The 20,482-nt window shown below is 38.6% G+C and carries 18 protein-coding genes; 9 read left to right on the top strand and 9 right to left on the bottom strand.

What is annotated here, in order from left to right:
• Positions 1-54 precede the first annotated feature (54 nt).
• Together MCBB_RS08675 and MCBB_RS08670 are read left to right on the top strand one after the other, a co-directional pair.
• A complete protein-coding gene (locus MCBB_RS08675) occupies positions 55-390 on the top strand; it encodes a hypothetical protein (protein WP_071907393.1) in 336 nt (111 codons plus the stop codon).
• A 605-nt stretch (positions 391-995) separates the two neighbouring features.
• Complete coding sequence (locus tag MCBB_RS08670; protein WP_071907392.1) at positions 996-1,541, top strand: trypco2 family protein; 546 nt, start codon at positions 996-998, stop codon at positions 1,539-1,541.
• Between the two features lie 26 nt (positions 1,542-1,567).
• Here the strand turns inward: MCBB_RS08670 and MCBB_RS08665 are convergent, their stop codons facing one another.
• Positions 1,568-1,930 carry a DUF5518 domain-containing protein gene (locus MCBB_RS08665; protein WP_071907391.1) on the bottom strand — a complete coding sequence of 121 codons (363 nt, stop codon included), beginning with the start codon at positions 1,928-1,930 and terminating at the stop codon, positions 1,568-1,570.
• Between the two features lie 147 nt (positions 1,931-2,077).
• Here MCBB_RS08665 and MCBB_RS08660 point away from each other — a divergent pair, with 147 nt between their 5' ends.
• A complete protein-coding gene (locus MCBB_RS08660; protein ID WP_331709807.1) occupies positions 2,078-2,611 on the top strand; it encodes a PRC-barrel domain-containing protein in 534 nt (177 codons plus the stop codon).
• Between the two features lie 191 nt (positions 2,612-2,802).
• On the opposite strand, the gene MCBB_RS08655 is transcribed toward MCBB_RS08660, so the two are convergent.
• The 3 genes from MCBB_RS08655 to MCBB_RS08650 form a co-directional block, all read right to left on the bottom strand.
• Entirely contained in the window at positions 2,803-3,147 is a 345-nt protein-coding gene (locus MCBB_RS08655) for a VOC family protein (RefSeq protein WP_197668938.1), read from the bottom strand.
• A 143-nt stretch (positions 3,148-3,290) separates the two neighbouring features.
• Positions 3,291-3,446 carry a hypothetical protein gene (locus MCBB_RS12145; RefSeq protein WP_171899119.1) on the bottom strand — a complete coding sequence of 52 codons (156 nt, stop codon included), beginning with the start codon at positions 3,444-3,446 and terminating at the stop codon, positions 3,291-3,293.
• 130 nt (positions 3,447-3,576) lie between these two features.
• Positions 3,577-5,484: a MutS-related protein gene (locus tag MCBB_RS08650; RefSeq protein WP_071907388.1), complete on the bottom strand. Its 1,908-nt coding sequence runs from the start codon at positions 5,482-5,484 to the stop codon at positions 3,577-3,579.
• Positions 5,485-5,908: 424 nt separating this feature from the next.
• Here MCBB_RS08650 and MCBB_RS08645 point away from each other — a divergent pair, with 424 nt between their 5' ends.
• Positions 5,909-6,745 (top strand): sulfite exporter TauE/SafE family protein, encoded by an 837-nt coding sequence (locus tag MCBB_RS08645; protein ID WP_071907387.1) that lies wholly within the window; start codon positions 5,909-5,911, stop codon positions 6,743-6,745.
• Between the two features lie 140 nt (positions 6,746-6,885).
• Here MCBB_RS08645 and MCBB_RS08640 read toward each other — a convergent pair whose 3' ends face one another.
• A complete protein-coding gene (locus MCBB_RS08640) occupies positions 6,886-9,600 on the bottom strand; it encodes a DUF3656 domain-containing U32 family peptidase (RefSeq protein WP_071907386.1) in 2,715 nt (904 codons plus the stop codon).
• 396 nt (positions 9,601-9,996) lie between these two features.
• Here MCBB_RS08640 and MCBB_RS08635 point away from each other — a divergent pair, with 396 nt between their 5' ends.
• On the top strand, positions 9,997-10,839 hold the full coding sequence (locus MCBB_RS08635; RefSeq protein WP_071907385.1) for a UbiA family prenyltransferase: 843 nt from the start codon (positions 9,997-9,999) through the stop codon (positions 10,837-10,839).
• A gap of 68 nt (positions 10,840-10,907) precedes the next feature.
• A complete protein-coding gene (locus MCBB_RS08630; RefSeq protein WP_071907384.1) occupies positions 10,908-11,819 on the top strand; it encodes a 3'-5' exoribonuclease YhaM family protein in 912 nt (303 codons plus the stop codon).
• A gap of 163 nt (positions 11,820-11,982) precedes the next feature.
• Here the strand turns inward: MCBB_RS08630 and MCBB_RS08625 are convergent, their stop codons facing one another.
• The gene (locus tag MCBB_RS08625; RefSeq protein ID WP_071907383.1) at positions 11,983-12,282 is read right to left on the bottom strand and encodes a PadR family transcriptional regulator; all 300 of its coding nucleotides are present in this window, start codon (positions 12,280-12,282) and stop codon (positions 11,983-11,985) included.
• A 435-nt stretch (positions 12,283-12,717) separates the two neighbouring features.
• Here MCBB_RS08625 and MCBB_RS08620 point away from each other — a divergent pair, with 435 nt between their 5' ends.
• Together MCBB_RS08620 and MCBB_RS08615 are read left to right on the top strand one after the other, a co-directional pair.
• On the top strand, positions 12,718-14,457 hold the full coding sequence (locus MCBB_RS08620) for an MFS transporter (RefSeq protein WP_269454990.1): 1,740 nt from the start codon (positions 12,718-12,720) through the stop codon (positions 14,455-14,457).
• A 458-nt stretch (positions 14,458-14,915) separates the two neighbouring features.
• The gene (locus MCBB_RS08615) at positions 14,916-17,201 is read left to right on the top strand and encodes a CDC48 family AAA ATPase (RefSeq protein WP_071907382.1); all 2,286 of its coding nucleotides are present in this window, start codon (positions 14,916-14,918) and stop codon (positions 17,199-17,201) included.
• 114 nt (positions 17,202-17,315) lie between these two features.
• Here the strand turns inward: MCBB_RS08615 and MCBB_RS08610 are convergent, their stop codons facing one another.
• The gene (locus MCBB_RS08610; RefSeq protein WP_071907381.1) at positions 17,316-18,128 is read right to left on the bottom strand and encodes a TrmB family transcriptional regulator; all 813 of its coding nucleotides are present in this window, start codon (positions 18,126-18,128) and stop codon (positions 17,316-17,318) included.
• A gap of 351 nt (positions 18,129-18,479) precedes the next feature.
• Between MCBB_RS08610 and MCBB_RS08605 the strand changes: the two genes are divergently transcribed.
• Positions 18,480-19,913, top strand: a complete 1,434-nt coding sequence (locus MCBB_RS08605; protein WP_071907380.1) for an MFS transporter — start codon at positions 18,480-18,482, stop codon at positions 19,911-19,913.
• Here MCBB_RS08605 and MCBB_RS12305 read toward each other — a convergent pair.
• Entirely contained in the window at positions 19,881-20,087 is a 207-nt protein-coding gene (locus MCBB_RS12305; protein WP_071907379.1) for a hypothetical protein, read from the bottom strand. The genes MCBB_RS08605 and MCBB_RS12305 overlap by 33 nt on opposite strands.
• A gap of 8 nt (positions 20,088-20,095) precedes the next feature.
• A complete protein-coding gene (locus MCBB_RS12300; RefSeq protein ID WP_071907378.1) occupies positions 20,096-20,383 on the bottom strand; it encodes an MFS transporter in 288 nt (95 codons plus the stop codon).
• Between the last annotated feature and the right edge of the window lie 99 nt (positions 20,384-20,482).

The raw sequence follows: 20,482 nt of genomic DNA, 5'->3' as shown, positions 1-20,482 counted from the left end.
TACATCTAATTGAAACCCCATGATCCAGTTAAGGGCATATAAAGGTGATTAAATATGGTTGAAAAGATGAAAAACAAGAAAAAGAATGATTGGGAAGAGGTTAAGGATCCGGAAGAGAGTATCTGGAGACCTGAAGCCGCAGGTGATGAAATCACAGGCAGATACATAGAAAAGGAGCGTGATGTAGGGCCCTACAAAAGCACCAAGTACACCCTTGAAACTGATGAAGGTGAAGTTTATGTTTTTGGTTCAACTGTTCTGGACCGTAAATTCGATGAGGTACCAATTGGATACGAAGTTAAAATAGTTTATCAGGGTGAAAAACCCAGTAAGCCACCAAAAAAGCCCTTCAAATTATTCCAGGTGTTTAAAAGGCCTGTTAAAAGTTGAGATCCCTAGAGAAAATAGAAAATCTTTGAACGTGGATACTTAAAAAATGGTGTATAAATGGGTTAAGGTTATAACCTACGAAGTACTATATCTGAATGTAACATCTTTTCAATGTCATATCTTTACAGACCAGTGCCTACGGTCCTTCCACGAGGTCGGCTGAGCCTTCGATGAATGGGAGAAACCCAGCGCCGGACAGACTGCCCGCTACGAGGGTTGCTAGGGGAGGGAAGGGTGAGCTACCTATGAACCAATGAGTTAGTGAGTGGGCAAAATTCATACTTATCACTGTCATTACTTCTGGTGAATATGACGATTTAAATTCTTCTTTTAAATAAACCCTTTTAAATACAAAATCATTTTATAAACCTAAAACCAGTTTATAAGCATAAAAATTATATGAAAATCATTAATTTCCTTTTTAATATTTAATTTTATAATTTAAACCACTCTTTTTAAGCCAAATAAAGAAAAAAATACAATAACTCCTTTGTTCTCACCATCTGTTCATACTCATCCACAATATTTATTACAAATTTATTTTATATTATGAAACACTGTTAAGTAAGTATGAGTTGATGAAAAGGTGTTGAGGGGAATACTAAATGTGCAGAGGATTCTTTAACGATAATAACAGCATGGTTGTTAAAAATACAGTTCCATTGGGAGAACTTGTGGAAAAGATAAAGAAGGTGATTTTTAAACTCCAGGATGAAATGTACTCATCTGAAATCAAGATAAAAACCGTGAAATTAACCATGAAAACCGTGGCAACTGGAGAACTGGGTGCTGAAGCCAAGTTCCAGATCCCGGTACTGGAGGGGCTGAAGATTGGCTCAAAGATTTCAAAGGAAACATTACAAACCACAGTTTTGAAGTTTAAACCTCCAGAACCTCATGAACCAAAAAAGGGCATTTCTAAAACTTCTTTTGAAGGCATAGAAGAACAGCTTGAAAACAGTATCAAGGCTATAGTGGATGCTGTGAAGGCTGCATCTCTTAATGAACCCCCACTTGAACTTGAAAGTGCATCAACAGAGTTCAACTTCCTCCTTAAAAGCAGCTCTGAAATATCTTTGATATTTAAAACGGATCTGGAATCTGAATTGGGTAACAACGTAAAAATCGACTTTGAAAAAATTAAAAATTAAAAAAGTAGGGGTTTAAAACTTCAGTATCATGTTTTACCCCTTAGCAACCCTCCAATGGCTCCACCAACTCCGCAGAGTATCAAAGAATAGATCAGGGATACTAAAACCATTATTAAACCTGTAGCTGCAGCTGTTATGAATCCAGGTATGCCTGCAATTATTGTACCGAATATTAGGAAAAGAACAGACAGTACAATGGTTCCAAAGGCACCTGCAACTGCTGCATTCCACGCACCATTTAAAACACCATTACCAACCATCAATCCTACGATGAACCCTGCTATGAACAATCCGAGGTTAGGACCCCAGTATGTATTGATGGTTCCAAAAAACCAGGAAAGAAGGATGGTCAATATAAATCCAACGATCACTGCACTCCACTTTACCATACACAAACCTCCAAATTTATATTAATAATTTTATTTCTGTTTAGATATAATATTTTTCAATTAAACTCAGTTTATTCTAGAATGAGGAGGTTATGCGCAAAACACATAATATCTCTTAAAAACATAAAATTAAAATGGTTATTATAAATTGTATTAGAAATTGGTGGTGTTATCATTAAAGCAAGCGATTTGATAGGAAAAACCGTGATAAACAATAAGGCTGTTGAAGTTGGTAAAGTTGCTGAAATAAGCATAGTCCTTAAAAAATGTCTGTTCGATAGGGTGGTTATCTCCACAGGTTCAACCTTGAGTAAAAAATACTTCGAGGTAACAGAATCTGAAATATCAAGTATTGGGGATTACATGCAGGTGGATCTGGATGATGCTGAAATTGAGGAGAAGCTAACCTCAGACAAGATGGACAACCTCATAAAACCAGAGTTCCAGTACAAAAAATTCCTGAGCAAGATTGTTCTATCAGAAGATGCAATGGAAGTTGGAAAAATCGAAGATGTGATGATAGAACCAGAGGGATGTTTGATAAATCAGTTGATAGTCACTGCAGGTCCTGCATTCCGCAAGAAACGGTTCATGCTATCCAAAGATGACCTAAAACACATTGGAGATTACGTTATACTCAAACTCCCTTCAACTAAGATAGGTGAACTTGAGGGTAAATAAAAACTAATTAACCTCTTCCCGAGGTTTTAATCCAATAAAATTCTTTTTTTTATTTAAATTATTTTTATGCAAGTTCAATCAAGTTCAATCAGGTTCATTCCAACATAATTCAAATCTATTCAAATCAAAATAACGTGAACGTACCATAACAATTGAAAATAAACAATTAAACACCTTGAAAGGGAGGATGTTCAAGTCTTAAACTCCACGTACTCAACCACAGTGCCCTCAGGGTGCCGAATCCTCATGTTACTCCCTGTTGGAACGGATTTTATTTCATCAATAACCTCCGCACCTTCAGCCGTGAGATGATCCCGGAATTCCTTTAGAGAATCAACGAGAATGGTTAAACTGGTGTTTTTAAATTTTTCAAGGATTTCATCAGGGCCTGAAATTAAAAGAACAGAACCTATTCCTGCAAGTTCCAACTTGTATTCCTCATACCTGAATCTAACATCACATTTTTCCCCAAAAAGGTTCTCGTAGAAGGAAATGGTGTCTTGGAGGAGTTCAGGTTTCAGAAAGATTCTTGTCATTACTTTGATTACTTTCATTTGAATCCTTGAGTAGTTTGTTTTTTTTAAAAATTATACGAATTATTAAATTTTATGAGTTTTTTTTAATGAGTTTCTGACGATTGAAACTGTTGTTAGTACCTAAAACGGTTGTTAGTATTCCTTCATACTCCTGAGTGAACGTTGAGTTCCTCCAGTATCCTTTTTCTCTCCCTTTTAAGATCCTCTAGGAGTTTAGGGTCACAGTTTCCACTTTTTTCAAGATGTGCTATGGTGTTGGTTACAGCCTCAAGGGTTGTTTCAAGCTGATTAACAGACATTTTAAACCTCCTGGTTTTAAAATCCACTTTCTATGGTATCGATTTTATATTTATGGATTTGAAGCGGATCATCTGATTTTTTACTTGTACCTCAACACTATTATACCTTCCACATGGTGATCGTTGTGATCTAAAACTTCTCAAGAACCTGCCTGTAAATATCCTTCAAACTTCCATCAGACTTCTCGTACATCCTGCGCAGTATCAATTCAGGAGTACTCCTTGCAAAGTAATTCATACGAGGTGTTCTATCAACCATAAGATTGTAATCTTCGTCCAGTCCCTTGGCTTCAATACCATCAACCCTTACATCTGTGTACTTCAGTATCTCCCGGGCCATGTGGGTTACAATAACCGCAAATGAATTTGAATCCCTTACAAAGTCCATGAAGCTTGATATGATCTTAACTGCAGCTTCCAGTTCAGTTATTGCCTCAAGTTCATCCAGGAGTATGAGTTTGTCTGTTTTTCTCGTTACAATTGGCATGAATGTTCTGAGGAATGATTCAAATGCTCCAGCATCAAGTGAATGTTTTTTGGAGAAGAAGTAAACCTCATCAACCAGTTTAACCCTGGCTTCAGTTGCACACACAGGCAGACCCATCTGGGTCATGATGGATATCTGGGCTATGGTTTCAAGGAGAGTGGTTTTACCTCCACTGTTGGCTCCAGTAAGCAGAACAACATTTTCAGGGTAATCCAGTTTGTAATTTATTCTCTGAACATTTTCTTCCAGTGCCAGGTTCAGATGCAAACCATCCCTGAAGGAGAATCCATCACCTATTGTAGGAGGGTTAAGATTGTAGTAGTATGCGAAACAGCCCACTGCAAACTCATAGTCAAAGAGAATGATCCTGTGGACTTCATCTTCAACATCATTTTTAAGCTGTGATAACACCTCTGCAGCTTTAACCTTCTTTTCAAAGGCCTTAACCTCCATTTTTGATGTTTCCTGTTTTTTTATCCTTTCAAGTTCAGTGTAGTCAATTTCAACAGGGTACTTCTGGATGAATGGGTCAAATGCACATCCTGTTTTATTTTTAACATATGCTTTAGCATCCTTCATCACAGCATCAAATATCTTCTGGATCTTCTCGGGCATTCCCTCATTTAAAAGGTCTAAAACTTCATCACCCTTTAGATCAACGTTTTTTATGGCTTCTTTGAGTCTTTTATCCGCTGTTTCTTTGGCAGTTTCAACGGCACCTGTGAAGACGGATTCATCAAAATCATCCATTCCAAGGGAATCCATAGCATCCACAACCCTCGGGAGTACAGATTCTTCACCTAAAATCTCATTTATCTTCAAAACGTTGACCAGTAAATCATGGTTATCCATGAAGTAGGTGAGTGTTGTTTCCGGAACGATCTCAAATATTTCAGAGTCGTTGCTGACCATTGCAACATTGTATGCATCCTCAAGTTCTATTAAACCTTCAGAATACACGTAAACAATGAATTCAAAGTCTTCAAGACTTCCAAGTTCTTCAGAGGTTATTATGGGGCAGTAACTGTTTAAACCCATTTCCATCATTCTGTGGTAATCTTCCCTGGATTCAACCAGAATTGCATGGGATGGATCGTACTCAACCTTTGGATTTTCCATTGGCTGGATTTTCTTGAGGAGTATTGAGATTTCATCTCGTGGAAGATGGCTTACAGTATCCTTGGCCTTCATTACAAAACCAAGGTTTTTCATGATGATCTCTTTGTTCTTTGTTGGGCTCATCAGGAGGATCCTGTTTTTTGCGTAGCTGGTACTGGCGAAGTCAAGGATCTTACGGGTTAAATCTTCATATATCTGAACAGCCCTTTCAGTTTTCAGAAAATCTTCGGTAGGATTTCCAAGAACAGAATTAACTATCTCCACAGCCTTATGCTGGCTTATTCCATCTATACTTGTGATCCTGTCCACTTCAAAGTTTTCAACAGCCCTGGTGAATTCTTCCTCTCCACCGAAGCTGCTGATGATCTTATCTGCCATCCTGTTTCCTATGCCCTTTATATCCTTGAGATCCAATTTACCACCTTTTTTCATGGATTTAGGGGAATTTCATTCTTAAAATGAATTTTGCTATTTCATATCCCTTTTCCATTTCACATCCCTCAAATTTCCCTTTTAACCACTTTCAACAATTTTTAGGATACTATCTACTTTGGAAGTATAAATGGTTTTAGAGACCGTGTGAGAAGTTTTAAGAACTGATCTGAATGTTATTTGTGAGTTTTATGGTCCTTAAACTCATTGTTAATCCTGCAAACAAAGACATGATCACTATGAAAACAACGAATGTTCATTTTTCAGCTTAAAACACCCTGTGGGTCTTGATTGGAAGTTAATTTCAATTTTCATTTAATTTCAATTTTTTATATTCACTGAAGGCCTTGAAAATGGAGGTGCTCAAGAAATGAGATATTTCAATATGCAAAAATTAGATAAATCCCACGGTTAAAATAAAAGCATGGAATTTTTAGTTTACATCACAATACTCATTATCACAGGCCTTTTTGTTGGATTTTTATCTGGACTTTTCGGTGTTGGTGGCGGTTTTATAATGGTACCAGTTCAGTTCTTCCTCCTGACATCCATGGGAGTTGATCCAACCATTGCAATAAGGGTAGCATTCGGAACAAGTTTAGCGGTTATTTTACCAACGGCGTTAAGCGGTGCAATAGGGCACAGTCGCAAAGGATACGTTATGCATCGCCCTGCACTATTCATGGGGATTGCAGGCTTCACAGGGGCGGTTACAGGGGCAATCATATCATCCCATGCACCAGAAACTATTTTAAGATTTTTATTTGGTTTTCTGGCGCTAGGTGCAGCCTTATGGATGTTAGCTTCAAATCCCTCCTCAGATAAACTCAAAACTGAGAAGAATGAAATCAAGTTTTATTCCTACATTTTTTGGGGATTTTTAGCAGGAATATCTTCGGGTCTTCTTGGAATAGGTGGTGGAATACTCATAGTCCCAATATTGATTATCTTAATGGGATTTGGAGCTCATAAAGCTGTTGGAACGTCTTCTGCCGTGATAATATTCACAGCAGTGGGTGGAATATTAACCTACATCTTCACAGGAATGAACACACCTGGTCTTCCCCAGTACTCCGTTGGATACATAAACATGGTTCAGTTTCTTGCCCTTTCAATTACAAGCATTCCAACAGCCCAGTTAGGTGTCAAGGCATCTCATAAAATCCCTGAAAAAGAGTTAAAGTATATATATGCTGCTTTGATGATTTACATTGCACTGAAAATGATTGGTGTGTTCCAATGGTTGAACCTTCCCCTTTAGAAGATCGATAAAACCTTTAGGCCAAAATAAAACTTCAGGATAACTTTAGGATAACTCAACTCTTCTTTTTCATTCTTTTATTTTTTTTATAAATCTTTAAAATGAACTTTTTTATAAATAAAATAATAATATCATCTATTTCAGATTTTAACTCCTCTTATAAAGTTTCCAGTGGTTATACCGCCTGCTGAAAACTTTTTAACATCACTTTTAATCATGTTGAGTTTCTTTTTTAATTCACCTTTACTTTTAGGTTTTTTACAGGATTCAAGTGCATCAACGTATGCTGAAACCATAATTTCTGCATACTCTGGGGGTTTTCCACGTGCATCAATTGCAACGGAGTCCATTCCCATGTTGATGATCTGTGGAAGGTGATCCAAGAGACAGAGTTCAACAGAATTCAGGATATGGGTTTTCAGGCTGCAGTCCCATCTAACTGGAAAAACACGATTCTTAACATCTTTGATACCCAAAAATTCCCTTTGAATTTCTTTAAAATTAGGTGTTTCAATTTTTTTTTCAGGTTTTAGTAAACAGGGGATACAGTCTTCAGTTGTCATAACCTCAAGATTTCCCTGAACCATGAGTTCCAGAGACAGTTTTACCCCTTTGTGTTCTGATTTTCTAAGGGGAGCAAAGCTTCTAACAAGATCAAAGATCTCTTCGCCTGAAAGTTCAGGGGACAAGGTTACAGCATCAAATGTTTCTGAGATTTCTCGTGCGCTGCGATGGTTCCAGAGGTTGATCCCCATGGATCCAAAGATCTTCAGGTCTTCAAACATATTTTTAAGAGATTTTGCAGTCCCGACATCATCAACCATAACTCCTGATAAATTTAACCTTTTATCTGCCGTTAATTCATTGATGATGGGCAGAGCATGGTTAATGTAACCTTCAGGGATGATGTTGGGCCACTTCCAAATCAAATCCACTTCGTAGCTCCTGCAGAGTTTACATGCATCTTTCAGCACATCTGAAACATCTTTGAAATAATTTTCATAATCTTTTTCACTGCAGGTTATTCCTGTGTTGGGTTCCAGGTAAATGCATTTACAACCAGCTTTGCATGCTGCATCAATGGCTTCAGCATTGTTGATGTAAATGGATAAGAAAGGAAAGGATGTATCACCTTCTTCAACCTCAAACCTTTTTTCATCTAAGTTACCAGTTAAATTTGATTTCAGGTTATGGTAACGATTTTTTGCAGCTTCTAAATCCCTTTCTGGGGTTTTAAATGACCCAAGCACTGTTTTCTCTACTTCCGTCAGAACATCCCTTCGTAACTGGTTCAACTTACTTACTGGTGCAAACAGATCTCCAGGATAACTTATGTCCAGTTTTTTGATTTTAAAGGGAGTTCCTCCAGTTTTTCTGAGCTGCTTTTTTATCTGTGAAGTTTCCAGTGGTTTTTTAATGGCTTTTTCAAATTTGAATGGAGAAACATATTCAACACTTCTTTCAATTCCATTAACACGAAATTCGCATGTTAAATGTGCAGCACGATCCTCATCCCAATGGATCTTCATGTCAACTGGAATGGGATGAGGGTAAACCTTGTGGATCAGAGAATCTGCAGAATCCATTAAATCTTTTCTACGGGTTATAAATAGTTTATAACCTTCTTTCAATGGTTTGTTAACATTTAGGGCTATTTTAACCTGTTTTGATTTGCCTTTTTTAGTTTTCCCGTACCTACCTAGAACCTTCACATCCTCATTTAAAACCATTCCATAGTCCCTTTCGCCAGCATATTTTCCCTTAAAAACAATACCATCACCCCTTTGGGGAATCATGACATTCATCACCTTGACTATGGCTTCCCTGCTCTTTGCTTTGTAACCAACCACGTCTCCAATGTAAAGACCTCGGTTACCAGGTTTACTCCGCCCCATAACCGATTTGAAACCTGTATCCATGAGGTAACCCTTTGTAAATCCTCTGTTAAAGGCAAGTTTCAGATTGGAAACATCTTCATCCTGGGGCAACCATTCCCCATCTGCAATGGCATCAAGAGCCCTTCTGTAGATATCCACCACGACTGCAACGTACTCTGGAGACCTCATTCTGCCTTCTATTTTGATGGAGTGAACTCCACTTTCCACCAGTTCATGGAGATGTCTGTAAACTGACAGATCCCTGGTGGAGAGCAGATACTTCTCTTCCAGATTCACTTTACTCAGTTTTGATGGAATTCCATGTTCATCCCTATCTCCATGAACCAGATGGTAAGGTTTTCTGCATGGCTGGGCGCACATGCCCCTGTTACCACTTCTCCCTCCAATGAAGGAGGACATGAGGCACTGTCCTGAGTAGGAGTAGCAGAGAGCGCCATGACCAAAGACCTCAACTTCAATGCTTTCTGCAGTTTTCTTCAGGATTTTTCTTATCTCACGGAGCTTCACCTCCCTTGAGAGTATCACCCTTTTAAATCCAAAGTCTCTGGCCCATTCAACACCCTCAAGACTGTGGATGGTCATTTGGGTTGAGGCGTGCATTTCCAGATCCGGCACCATCTCCATTACAAGGGATGCAACACCAAGATCCTGAATTATAACTGCGTCAACCCCAATCTCGTAGAGCCAGAGGAGGTAAACTGCAACAGAATCAAGTTCGGAGTCCTTTATAAGTGTGTTGACTGTGACGTAAACCTTCACACCATTTAAATGTGCGTAGTCCAATGCTTCCTTTAGTTCAGTATCTTGGAAGTTTGATGCGTAGTGCCTTGCACCAAAACGTCTGCCTGCAAGGTAAACAGCATCTGCACCCGCATTAACTGCTGCCCTAAGAGCATCCATGGAGCCAGCAGGTGCAAGGAGTTCAGGTAAAACAGTTTCAGATGATTTTTGAGCCATAAAAACGTGTCCTTTTCATTGAAGTTAGGGATATTTGAACCAAATCCCGGTATGTCCCTGGGGATTGAAAATATTTATCATAAGTATCGCTTGTTGTAAGTTTCTGTAAAGACTATCTATTATAACTATCAAGGATTATAACTATAAGGATACTACAAAACTTATCAACCGCTGTAACAAAACTTACATCTAACACACAAATACACATGAACCTATGAATTCTTCACGGAATTTTCTCAATTTTTCAAGGTCAATGGATTCATTAGAAGTCAGTGAATTCAGTAGTTATAAGATAGGTAGTTTCATATTCCAATTATTTTATTCAATCAAATTTATTGTTCAATCAAAAATTTAATAAAAAAAAATCATTGAAGTTTAACAGTTAACGGTGAATACATGAATGCGTATTTAGAAATATTAAGACCTGGAAATGCCTTAATGGCAGTTATAGCAATTTTTTTGGTGGCACTTGTTAATGGAGATTTTAACCTTAACGTTCTTTTAGCAGCTTTAGCTGTTTTCATGGCAACAGGGGCAGGAAATGCTGTGAACGATTACTTCGACCACAAAATCGATGCCATAAACAAACCACAGAGGCCCATTCCATCAGGCAGAATATCCCTTAAAAATGCAGGAATATACTCTGCAGCACTTTTCATAGTTGCAACAGCAACAGGATTTTATATAGGTGCTATACCCGGAATAATAGTTCTTTTAAGTTCATTACTCATGATATGGTATGCTTACAGCCTTAAAAGAAAATGTTTAATTGGGAACTTCAGCATATCCTTCCTAACAGGGCTCTGCTTTGTGTTTGGAGGAATTGTTGTGGGACATATCTATGTATCAATAGTTTTAGGGTTCTACGCCTTCTTAATGACCATTGCAAGGGAAATAGTTAAGGACATGGAGGATGTTGAGGGAGACAAGGAGGAAGGAGCAACCACACTACCAATAACCCATGGAAAAAAGGCATCATCCATACTTGCAGCTTTTTTCATGGTATTTGCGAGCTTAACAAGTCCTGTTCTTTACTTCATGGGAATATTCAACTTACTATACTTAATGGTGCTTCTGGTGGCGATAATTGTATTTTTGAGCTGTGCAGTTTCCATATTGAAAGATACTTCAGTTGAAAACACAGCAAAGGTATCCAAAAGGCTTAAAATAGGAATGGGAATAACCTTCCTGGCATTTGCATTGGGTTCACCATTCCTGGCAGGAATTTTAGGATTTTAACAAAGGATTTTAATAAAATTTTAGGATTTTAACTTTTTAATAGTGAAAAATAAGCAGGGGATATTGGTTTGACAAAGAAGTTAGAAAGTGATCTGGTTGAAAATCTGAATGAAATCTGCAGCATCAACTCCATGTTTGTTGTTGTGAATAAGTACCTCAAAAAATCCAGAAACGGACGTTACTACATGAATTTGACATTATCAGATAGAACCGGGCGAATAAAGGCAATGATGTTTGATGAGAATGCTGAAAATATTCTGGAATCAATAGATGTTGGTACCGTCTGCAGAGTGGAGGGAAACGTTAATGAATTTCCAAGGGACTCTAAAAACTTCAACATAATAATCAACAGTATAGTGGGCTTATCCGAGGGAGATTATGACCTTGATGACTTCATTGTGGCATCCCAAAGGGACAAGGAAGAACTCGTGAATGAGGTGCGCAAACTCATAAAGAGCATAGAAAGCCCTGAACTCAAAAAACTTCTAAGATCCTTCTTCTGTGACAAGGATTTTGCAGAAAAATTTTACACAGCCCCTGCAGCCAAATTTCACCACCACAACTACATTGGAGGACTTTTGGACCATACAGTAGAAGTTTTAAAGATTTCAATGACACTTTGCGAACTTTTCCCAGAACTTGACAGGGATATGCTCTGCACTGGTGTCATGCTCCATGACATTGGAAAGATACACACCTACAAATACGATCTGACCCATATAGACTTCTCAGAGAAGGGAAAACTTCTGGATCACATCTTCATATCCTCAGATATGGTGAAGGAGAAGATAAATACCCTTGAAATATCTGAAGATATCTCAGACAGGCTCCTGCACATGATACTGAGCCACCACGGTGATGTTAGCAATGGTTGGGGTTCTACAGTAGACCCAAAAACTCCCGAGGCAGTGGCACTTCACTACGCTGATAACTTGAATGCCAGGGTCAAGGATATACTTCAGAACGGGGCTAAAAGATAATCAAAGATTTAGGATAGGTTATTTTAGGATAAATTATTCTGGGATACGTATGGATTTCTTTGTTGATTTCATCTCACTTAATGAGCAATTGAATTTTAGCATGATCCATTAAAAATCATCACTAAAAATCAGTTGAACCTTCTAAACTGAAAGATGACTTTGATCATTTACAAAAATCGAACATGTCCTCAACATCGTAGAATGTTTGACAGAAGGACTTACACCCTACTTTAAGTCGTTCCTCACCTTCCTCTGTTAAAAAGTAGGTTTTATGTTCATCCACCCTTATCCATCCCCTTTCCCTCAGTTCCTTCAATGCAGGGTAGATAGTTCCGGGACTGGGCTTTTTACCTTTCCTTTTTTCGAACTCTGTTCTGATTTCGGATCCCTTCATTCCTTTCTGGTGTAGAATCCATAGTATTAAAAATGAGAGGTAACCCTTCATGTTGGCGGAACACTTCATGGTTAAATGATATTGGAAAATCGATATATAAAATTATGTTCCACAAGAAACCTCAGTATCGGATCACCGATATATTTAAATAGTGTATCGGATAAACGATAGAATAGAAATGGGAATCATTTCAGATACATAACAGATTCAGATACAAGAACAAGTTCAGAGGGTTTCTGAAGAAATCAGAAAAGAATCTTAAGGGTATATGGTATGTTTTCCGGCTTTAAATCTTTTATTAAAATTTGTTTTTAATAATTAAAGTTTTTTATATCTATTTTAGGATTTAATCGTTAATTGAAAAGTTGCTCTGGACGTTTTTAAATCTCCGGACGTTTTTAAATAGATCCCTATTCTGGATATAAAATATTTTAAAAAAATTATTTAAAAAATTTTAAAAACAAATTTTAAGAGTTTATTTTAACAATCAGAGGTGATTAAAACTTGAGTGTAACTGTTACTGGTCAAAAACAGAATAAAAATCGAGGAATTGACTATAAATGGATAGCATTATTGAACGTTATTATAGCAGCACTTATGGGAAGTATAAACGGTAGTATAACCTTAATATCACTTCCTGCAATCTTCAATGGAATCCACATAGATCCAATGACATCCTTTCAGTACCTTCTGTGGATACTCATGGGATACGGTCTTGTGACTGCCACCCTTCTTTTAAGTTTTGGAAGGCTTTCAGATATTTATGGAAGGGTTAAACTCTTCAGGCTTGGATTTTTGATATTCACGGTAGGATCCGTACTTCTCTATCTGACTCCCTCAACTGGAGATGCTGGTGCCATTGAGATCATAGCCTTCAGGATACTGCAGGCAATTGGAAGTGCCATGTTCATGGCTAACAGCTCCGCAATACTCACAGATGCATTCCCGCCAAATGAACGTGGAAGGGCCCTTGGTATCCACATGGTGGCTTTCATGTCTGGTCAGTTCATAGGGCTCATACTTGGAGGTGTGCTTGCAGTGTACGACTGGAGATATGTATTCCTTGTGAGTGTACCATTTGCAGTCCTTGGAACATTAATGTCCACCTTCAAACTCAAGGAAACATCCATCAGGTCACCAGATGCAAAAATCGATGTTTGGGGAAACCTGACCTTCATACTTGGAATCACACTCCTACTCCTGGGTGTAACATACGGCCTAATGCCCTATGGAAACGATCCAATGGGATGGAACAACCCATGGGTTGTAGTGTCCATGGTACTTGGGGTTGTATTCATGGCACTTTTCCTCTGGGTTGAAACCAAGGTTGAAGATCCAATGTTCCGACTTGACCTTTTTAAGGTGAAAATGTTCACCTACGCAAATGTGGCCGGACTCCTGAACTCACTGGGACGTGGAGGAATGATGTTTATGCTCATACTCTTGCTTCAGGGTATCTGGCTACCTCTCCATGGTTACAGCTATGAATCAACACCGTTCTGGGCAGGAATATATATGCTGCCCCTTACAATTGGGGTCATGATCATGGGGCCCACTGCAGGATGGCTTTCAGACAAGTACGGGCCAAGGTGGATTGCAACTGCAGGTATGCTCATAAACACCGTTGGATTCCTCATCCTTGCATCCATGCCCTACACCTTCAACTACCTTGAATTCGGATTGACCCTGTTCCTCATGGGTCTTGGAAGTGGAATGTTTTCATCACCAAACAGTGCATCCATAATGAACTCTGTACCAGCACAGGAACGTGGAGTGGCATCTGGAATGATGATGACCATGATGAACACAGCTTTCACAGCAAGTATGGCAATATTCTTCACCATAGTTATTGTGGGAATAACACAGCGCTTCCCAGATGCAATGACATCATCACTTGCAAGTATAGGTGCGGTACAGCTTGCACCAGTACTTTCAAACATCCCGCCAACAGGAGCGCTGTTCTCAGCATTCCTTGGATACAACCCAGTCAGTACAATACTGGCAGGATTACCTGCAAGTTTCTCAGCAGCAATACCACACAGCACGCTTGCAACACTCACAGGCACAACATGGTTCCCATCAACCCTTGCAGGAGCATTTGTACCAGCACTCCACATGTCATTTTACATAGGGGCTGTATTCACGGCCACAGCAGCAGTACTATCTGCTTTAAGGGGTGAAACCTATGTCCATGAGCTTGAGGTGCTGAAGGACACGAGATCAAAACCAGGGGAAGAAGATTAAATTGAGATACACAGTTAAAACTGTTTGATGTTAGAATAGTTTAACAGGAATGGTTTTTACCCTCTTTCCTCAACCTTTTTATCTTCCACTTCAGGGTATATTACGGTGAATGGGTTTAAATTTTTAAATTACTTTTTTTATCTATTTAAATTAATCTTAATTAAATCAATTTTAATAAAAGATTCATCGATCTAATATTTATCAATCAATATTTTTACAATCAATATCTTCAATTGAATAGGATGAACAGGACTTCTTTTAATATAATAATGATTTGTTCAATGAAATAAAAGTTATTCTAAGATTTTCAAGATAAAATAGATTAATTTTGACTGTATTTTGTGTTAGTTTTCCTTTAGAACTGAATTTCAATGCTTCTCACAAAATTTTATACCAATTTATAAACATATTTAGTAACAGCACTCTTTTTTTATTTTCATATGCATGGGGGGATTTTAGTGCCTGAAAACGGTGAACTTGAGTTAAAGGTTGCTGAAGCCTTACAGCAAGACGTTGGGAAAGGCATTGTGAGAATTGATAAGATTTTAATGGGTAAAATTGGAGTTGTACCTGGAGGTCTTGTTGAAATAATGGGAAAAAGAGTAACTGGGGCTATAGTTGGAGAAGCATATCTCACAGATGTTGGTCTTGAAATAGTGCGGATGGATGGTCTTACAAGGTCGAATGCAGGAACTTCCATAGGTGAAATGGTAACGGTAAGAAAAACTGAGCTCAAAGAAGCAAAAAAAGTTGTTCTGGCCCCTGCAGTAAAGGGTATACGGATAATGGCCCCTGGGGAGATGCTCAAGAAAAATCTCATTGGAAGGGCTGTTTCTCAGGGAGATGTACTAACCCTGGTATCTCCCAGAAGAACAAGGGAAACCTACAAAGAATTTCCAAGTGTTGAAAGCATATTCAGCGAGTTTTTTGAGGCATCAACACCATTTTCACTGGGAGAAATAAAATTCGTTGTTGTATCAACCAGCCCGGCCGGTATCGTTAGAATCACTGAAATCACTGAAATCGAGGTCAGGCCCGAGTCTGTGGAGATCATCGAAAAAAAGATTCCAGATGTTACTTATGAAGATGTTGGGGGAATGAAAGGAGAAATATCGAGGGTTAGGGAGATGGTGGAACTTCCCCTTCGTCATCCTGAGATATTCGATAGATTGGGTATTGACCCACCTAAGGGTGTTCTTCTACATGGCCCTCCAGGTACAGGAAAAACCTTACTTGCCAAGGCACTTGCTAATGAGAGTGATGCCAATTTCATGGCAATAAACGGTCCAGAAATCATGAGTAAATATGTTGGTGAAGCTGAAAAAAGAATAAGAGATTTTTTCCAGGAAGCAGAGGACAGTGCACCCTCAATAATATTCATAGATGAGATCGATGCCATAGCACCCCGAAGGGAAGAAGTCACAGGAGAAGTGGAAAGGAGGGTTGTAGCCCAGATACTTTCCCTGATGGATGGACTCAAAGAGAGGGGTAAGGTCATAGTTGTGGGGGCAACCAACAGACCAGATGCCCTGGACCCAGCACTCAGAAGACCTGGAAGATTTGACAGGGAAATAGGGCTTCGAGTTCCAGATAAAGATGGTAGATGTGAGATACTGCAGATCCACACCAGGGGCATGCCCCTTGATGATGACGTGCACCTCAGTGAATTCTCTGAGATCACCCATGGATTCGTAGGGGCAGATCTAGCTGCTCTCTGCCGTGAAACTGCCATGAATGCACTTAGGAGGGTTCTGCCAGATATAGACCTTGAAGAACAGACAATTTCCAAGGAAATATTGGAAAAGCTCTTCGTAACCAGGTATGATTTTCTTGACGCCCTGAAATTCATAAATCCTTCAGCGCTTCGTGAGGTTTTCATAGAGGTACCAAACGTTCACTGGAAGGATATAGGGGGATTGAATGAACTCAAACAGTCCCTAAAAGAGGTTGTGGAGTGGCCCCTGAAGTACCCAGATGCCTTCAAAACCATTGGAATCGAACCACCCAAAGGAATACTTCTATTCGGACCTCCAGGCACTGGTAAAACCATGTTATCAAAAGCTGTGGCCACAGAGTCCAAGGCCAACTTCATCAGCGTCAAGGGATCAGAGGTGCTCAGTAAGTGGTTCGGTGAATCAGAGAGAAAGATATCTGAGATATTTAACAAGGCCAAACAGGCATCACCATGTATAGTGTTCTTCGATGAGCTGGATGCCCTTGCAGCCATGAGGGGTACTGGAATTGGAGAACCACGTGTGGTTGAACGTATGGTGAACACATTACTGTCTGAAATGGATGGATTGGAAGAGTTGAAGGGTGTTGTTGTTCTTGGGGCAACTAACAGGCCGGATCTTCTCGATTCCGCACTTTTGCGACCTGGAAGGTTCGATGAAATAATTCTGGTACCTCCACCAGATGAAAGTTCCAGGCTGGAAATATTCAAGGTGCATACGGATGGAATGTCCCTTGATAGTGCGGTGAATATCCAAGAACTGGCTAAAAGGACAAATGGTTACTCTGGCGCAGATATATCTGCTTTGTGTAGGAAAGCAGGCATGCTTGCACTTCATGACAACATAGAAAACAAGGAAGTTTCTCCCAAGCACTTTGAAGAGGCAATGAAAAAGATAGGACCCTCAATAACTCCAGAACTCATGAGGAACTATGAAAACATAACCCAGAAACTTGAAAGGGGCCTGGAACCAAGGAGGGGAAGGGAAGAGTTCCCAAGGGAAGTAGCTTGAATAGGTCACTTTTCTATTTTTATTTCTTACTTTTTCTGTTTAAATTAATTCATAATGGGTAATTCTACTTGTATTGGGGGGAGCTGTGTTTTCATGTTGTTATCTGGATTATTTTCATAACTGCTTTGTAATGTCACTGAGCCCAATTTTCATAAGTATCGTCATTGCCTTATTTTTTGTATTGATGGCTGTGAGTGAGTCTGTAGACATGGGGGGCATGTATAATACCTCTTCATCATCTATGGCTAACATTATCATATTTCTGTATTCAACCATTAACAAAGCTTCTTTATATATTTCGAATTGTTTTTGATCCTTTGTTTTAGATGATGCAACGATGTTAAGCATATCCTCTTCATTTACAACCTTAAAATTGCCTTTTTTATCTTTAAAATGTTCTTTTAACGTTTCAAAGGAGGGTGTCTCTGAGAATAGGACTATGTCAAACTTTAAATTTGTATCTGCATTTTCAAGATATTTAATGTATTTGGGGGAGGATATCATGAATATGCTCTCTTTAGCATTTTGAATCATGTCTTTAATCTTATAATTTATGCTTTCTCCATTGAAAACAGTCCATAATGCCTCAGAAGATTTGGGCACGAATTTTTCTTTATCCATAATTGAAAAAATCTTTTTTGCTTTTTCTTTTGCATCAACATGCGTTTTTAATAAAACTTCCAACCCTATATCTGGAGGTAATGCTTGATATGCCATGGGTCTGGTATTGATTAAAGACACAAGCCCCTTTTCTTCTAGAAGACGAAGACTTTCGTATGTATTTGGTTTTGATAGACCTAAAAATTCTATAAGCGTTTTGACTTCGGAATTATTCATCATTGCGAGGGTTATGTATATTTTTGCCTCAGATTCAAGAAGTCCGAGGTCCATCAATGATTTAATTAGTTCATGAGGAATTTTATCCATATAAGATCTCCTGCCTTTTGTTGTTAGGTAATGAATTACTGTATAAATTTTGTATGAGCTGTGATATTTAAAGTTATTAGTTGTTATATATCTAACAACTAATTCCAAAAAATATAAATAGCAGAAAATATTACCTTAGTTGTAATGTATTTAACAACTAATTGAATTGTTTTTTTGGAAGATTAAAATACACTCAAATTTCAAAATCAAGTCTTGTCTGAGAATTTAAAAAGCATTAAATGGTTTTAATTGATCTATTTTTTACTATTCATATTATAATGGTGATTAAATGGGAAAAACCCTATGCGTAAACTCTCAGGGGCTTTAATTTTGTCATGAAAGGAGATAAAAATGAGCGAAAATATTAACAAAACAATAGAGAATAAAAAGGGTTTAGGGTCATCCACAATTTATGTGATGATAGTCCTTGCTTTAGGTGTATTCATGACAGCCATGGATGCCTATATATTCGTGCCTGCACTACCAACTATAATTGCAGACCTGCACACCTCACTTAATTGGGCAACATGGACTCTAACGATCTACATGTTGTTCATGACAGCAATTATGGCACTGGCAGGCAAATTATCTGATGTATTCGGCCGAAAAAAATTATACATCATTGGTGTGGCCACCTTCGTCATAGGATCAATTACAGCCAGCTTATCATGGGATATATATTCCTTAATAGCTTCCATGGGTTTACAGGGTATAGGTGCAGGTATTGTTCTGCCTTCGGCCTTATCCAGTATGAATGATTCTGCCCCTGAAAATCAAAAAGGAAAAACAATGGGTATACTCATGGCAATGTCATCCATTGCCACCATTGTAGGGCCAAACATAGGTGGTTTCTTGATCCAAAATTTTGGTTGGAGAACGGTATTCTATATCAACATTCCACTGGGAATCATGGCAATCCTCCTAGCTTTCAAGTTCAAAGAAACCTATGGGGATCAAGATCAACATATTGACTACATTGGATCAGCGTTACTTGTAGGAACAATAGCCTCAATGTTGCTAGGTATTATAGGACTGGAAAGCGCACCATTTACAGATGTAACTGTGTTCCCACTACTTATAGCTGCTGCGGTCCTATTCGTTGCACTCATTGCATACGAAAAACGTGTAGTAAAACCAATATTAGATATGGCTGTGTTAAAAAAGCCTAAAATTCTATCACTCAACTTCGCAATTCTGTTATCAGGGATTGGTACGTTTATGGCATTTACATACGTGCCAACATTCGCCCAGACCGTACTAAATCTGAATGTACAGGACAGTGGTACTGTGTTGACCCCACTTTCTGTGGCAGTATGTATAACCGCAATACTAGGTGGATTCCTTTTAGATAAATTTGGATCTAAACGTATGCTATTGTTAGGATCACCCCTCCTAATCGCAGGACTTTTCGGTTTGTCATATTTTGTCACGGATTCAACCGGATTGGCAATCTGCTTAGCAATAATAGGCGTGGGTGTGGGTTTCACATGGAGTGCATTCCAGCTTCTTATGATGTCTTTCATGCCAAAAGAAGAAGAAGCAACAGGTGTTGGAATATTAAATACTTTTAAAGGTGTTGGTTCTACCGTCGCACCAGTAATTGGAGCCTGCTTTTTGGTCAATGCCACAAGCGGAATGGGAAACTTAAGTCAATCCTTTTCTAATTTGTTCCTGTTCGGAGCAGTAACATCAATAATTGCTTTAGTATTGGTGATTATTGTTATAATAAATGATAAGGCAGACCCAACCAACTTAGGGGAATCTGAAGTTGTAAATGGAAAATAGAGTTCTAATTGATAAGAGATAGGTCACTGTAGAAATCATGGCCATTGAGCTCGTTATTCCCAGGGCAAAAACCCTTCTCTCACCTTCGTAGCTTCCAGTTACTATGGAAGTTGAAGCTGGTATCATTAGGGCTGCACCCACACCCTCAAGAACTGACCATCCAATGAAGAGCATTGTGCTGTTTATGCTGAGTGCAGCACAATGGTTCCCAAGCCGTATATCGAAGCCCCGGTTACGAAGGTTCTTCTCCTTCCCAGAACTTTCTGGAGCTTTCCCCCAAAGAGCATGAGTGAAGCCATTATAAGGGCGTAAACAGCAATGATTATTTGTATGGTTCCAATGTTAGTGTGTAGATCCCTTATAAGGGTGCTGATGGCAACGTTCATGAAGGTTTTATCGATAACAATGGTGAAAAGGGATAGAGTTATGATTATAATGGTTAGCCAACCTGTTTGCTCTTTTTCTACCAATTCGTGCACCTTCTGATATGGATAAAACTACTATTGATAAAAAATGATCATTACACTGCAATAAATGAAACTTTATAAAAAATTGTTTTTCGTTTTAAT

This window comes from Methanobacterium congolense (assembly GCF_900095295.1).
In the GTDB taxonomy this organism is placed as follows: Archaea; Methanobacteriota; Methanobacteria; order Methanobacteriales; family Methanobacteriaceae; genus Methanobacterium_C; species Methanobacterium_C congolense.
The sequence above is the reverse complement of the archived record's forward strand: the minus strand, read 5'-3'. Positions and strand labels throughout refer to the sequence as shown.

What these genes read in the sequence shown, in the direction of transcription:
- MCBB_RS08670 (WP_071907392.1), top strand. Translation starts at nt 996, where the DNA reads ATGTGCAGAGGATTCTTTAACGATAATAACAGCATGGTTGTTAAAAAT.
- MCBB_RS08675 (WP_071907393.1), top strand. Translation starts at nt 55, where the DNA reads ATGGTTGAAAAGATGAAAAACAAGAAAAAGAATGATTGGGAAGAGGTT.
- MCBB_RS08655 (WP_197668938.1), bottom strand. Translation starts at nt 3,147, where the DNA reads ATGACAAGAATCTTTCTGAAACCTGAACTCCTCCAAGACACCATTTCC.
- MCBB_RS08640 (WP_071907386.1), bottom strand. Translation starts at nt 9,600, where the DNA reads ATGGCTCAAAAATCATCTGAAACTGTTTTACCTGAACTCCTTGCACCT.
- MCBB_RS08635 (WP_071907385.1), top strand. Translation starts at nt 9,997, where the DNA reads ATGAATGCGTATTTAGAAATATTAAGACCTGGAAATGCCTTAATGGCA.
- MCBB_RS12145 (WP_171899119.1), bottom strand. Translation starts at nt 3,446, where the DNA reads ATGTCTGTTAATCAGCTTGAAACAACCCTTGAGGCTGTAACCAACACC.
- MCBB_RS12305 (WP_071907379.1), bottom strand. Translation starts at nt 20,087, where the DNA reads ATGCTCTTCATTGGATGGTCAGTTCTTGAGGGTGTGGGTGCAGCCCTA.
- MCBB_RS08605 (WP_071907380.1), top strand. Translation starts at nt 18,480, where the DNA reads ATGAGCGAAAATATTAACAAAACAATAGAGAATAAAAAGGGTTTAGGG.
- MCBB_RS08625 (WP_071907383.1), bottom strand. Translation starts at nt 12,282, where the DNA reads ATGAAGTGTTCCGCCAACATGAAGGGTTACCTCTCATTTTTAATACTA.
- MCBB_RS08610 (WP_071907381.1), bottom strand. Translation starts at nt 18,128, where the DNA reads ATGGATAAAATTCCTCATGAACTAATTAAATCATTGATGGACCTCGGA.
- MCBB_RS08650 (WP_071907388.1), bottom strand. Translation starts at nt 5,484, where the DNA reads ATGAAAAAAGGTGGTAAATTGGATCTCAAGGATATAAAGGGCATAGGA.
- MCBB_RS08645 (WP_071907387.1), top strand. Translation starts at nt 5,909, where the DNA reads ATGGAATTTTTAGTTTACATCACAATACTCATTATCACAGGCCTTTTT.
- MCBB_RS08665 (WP_071907391.1), bottom strand. Translation starts at nt 1,930, where the DNA reads ATGGTAAAGTGGAGTGCAGTGATCGTTGGATTTATATTGACCATCCTT.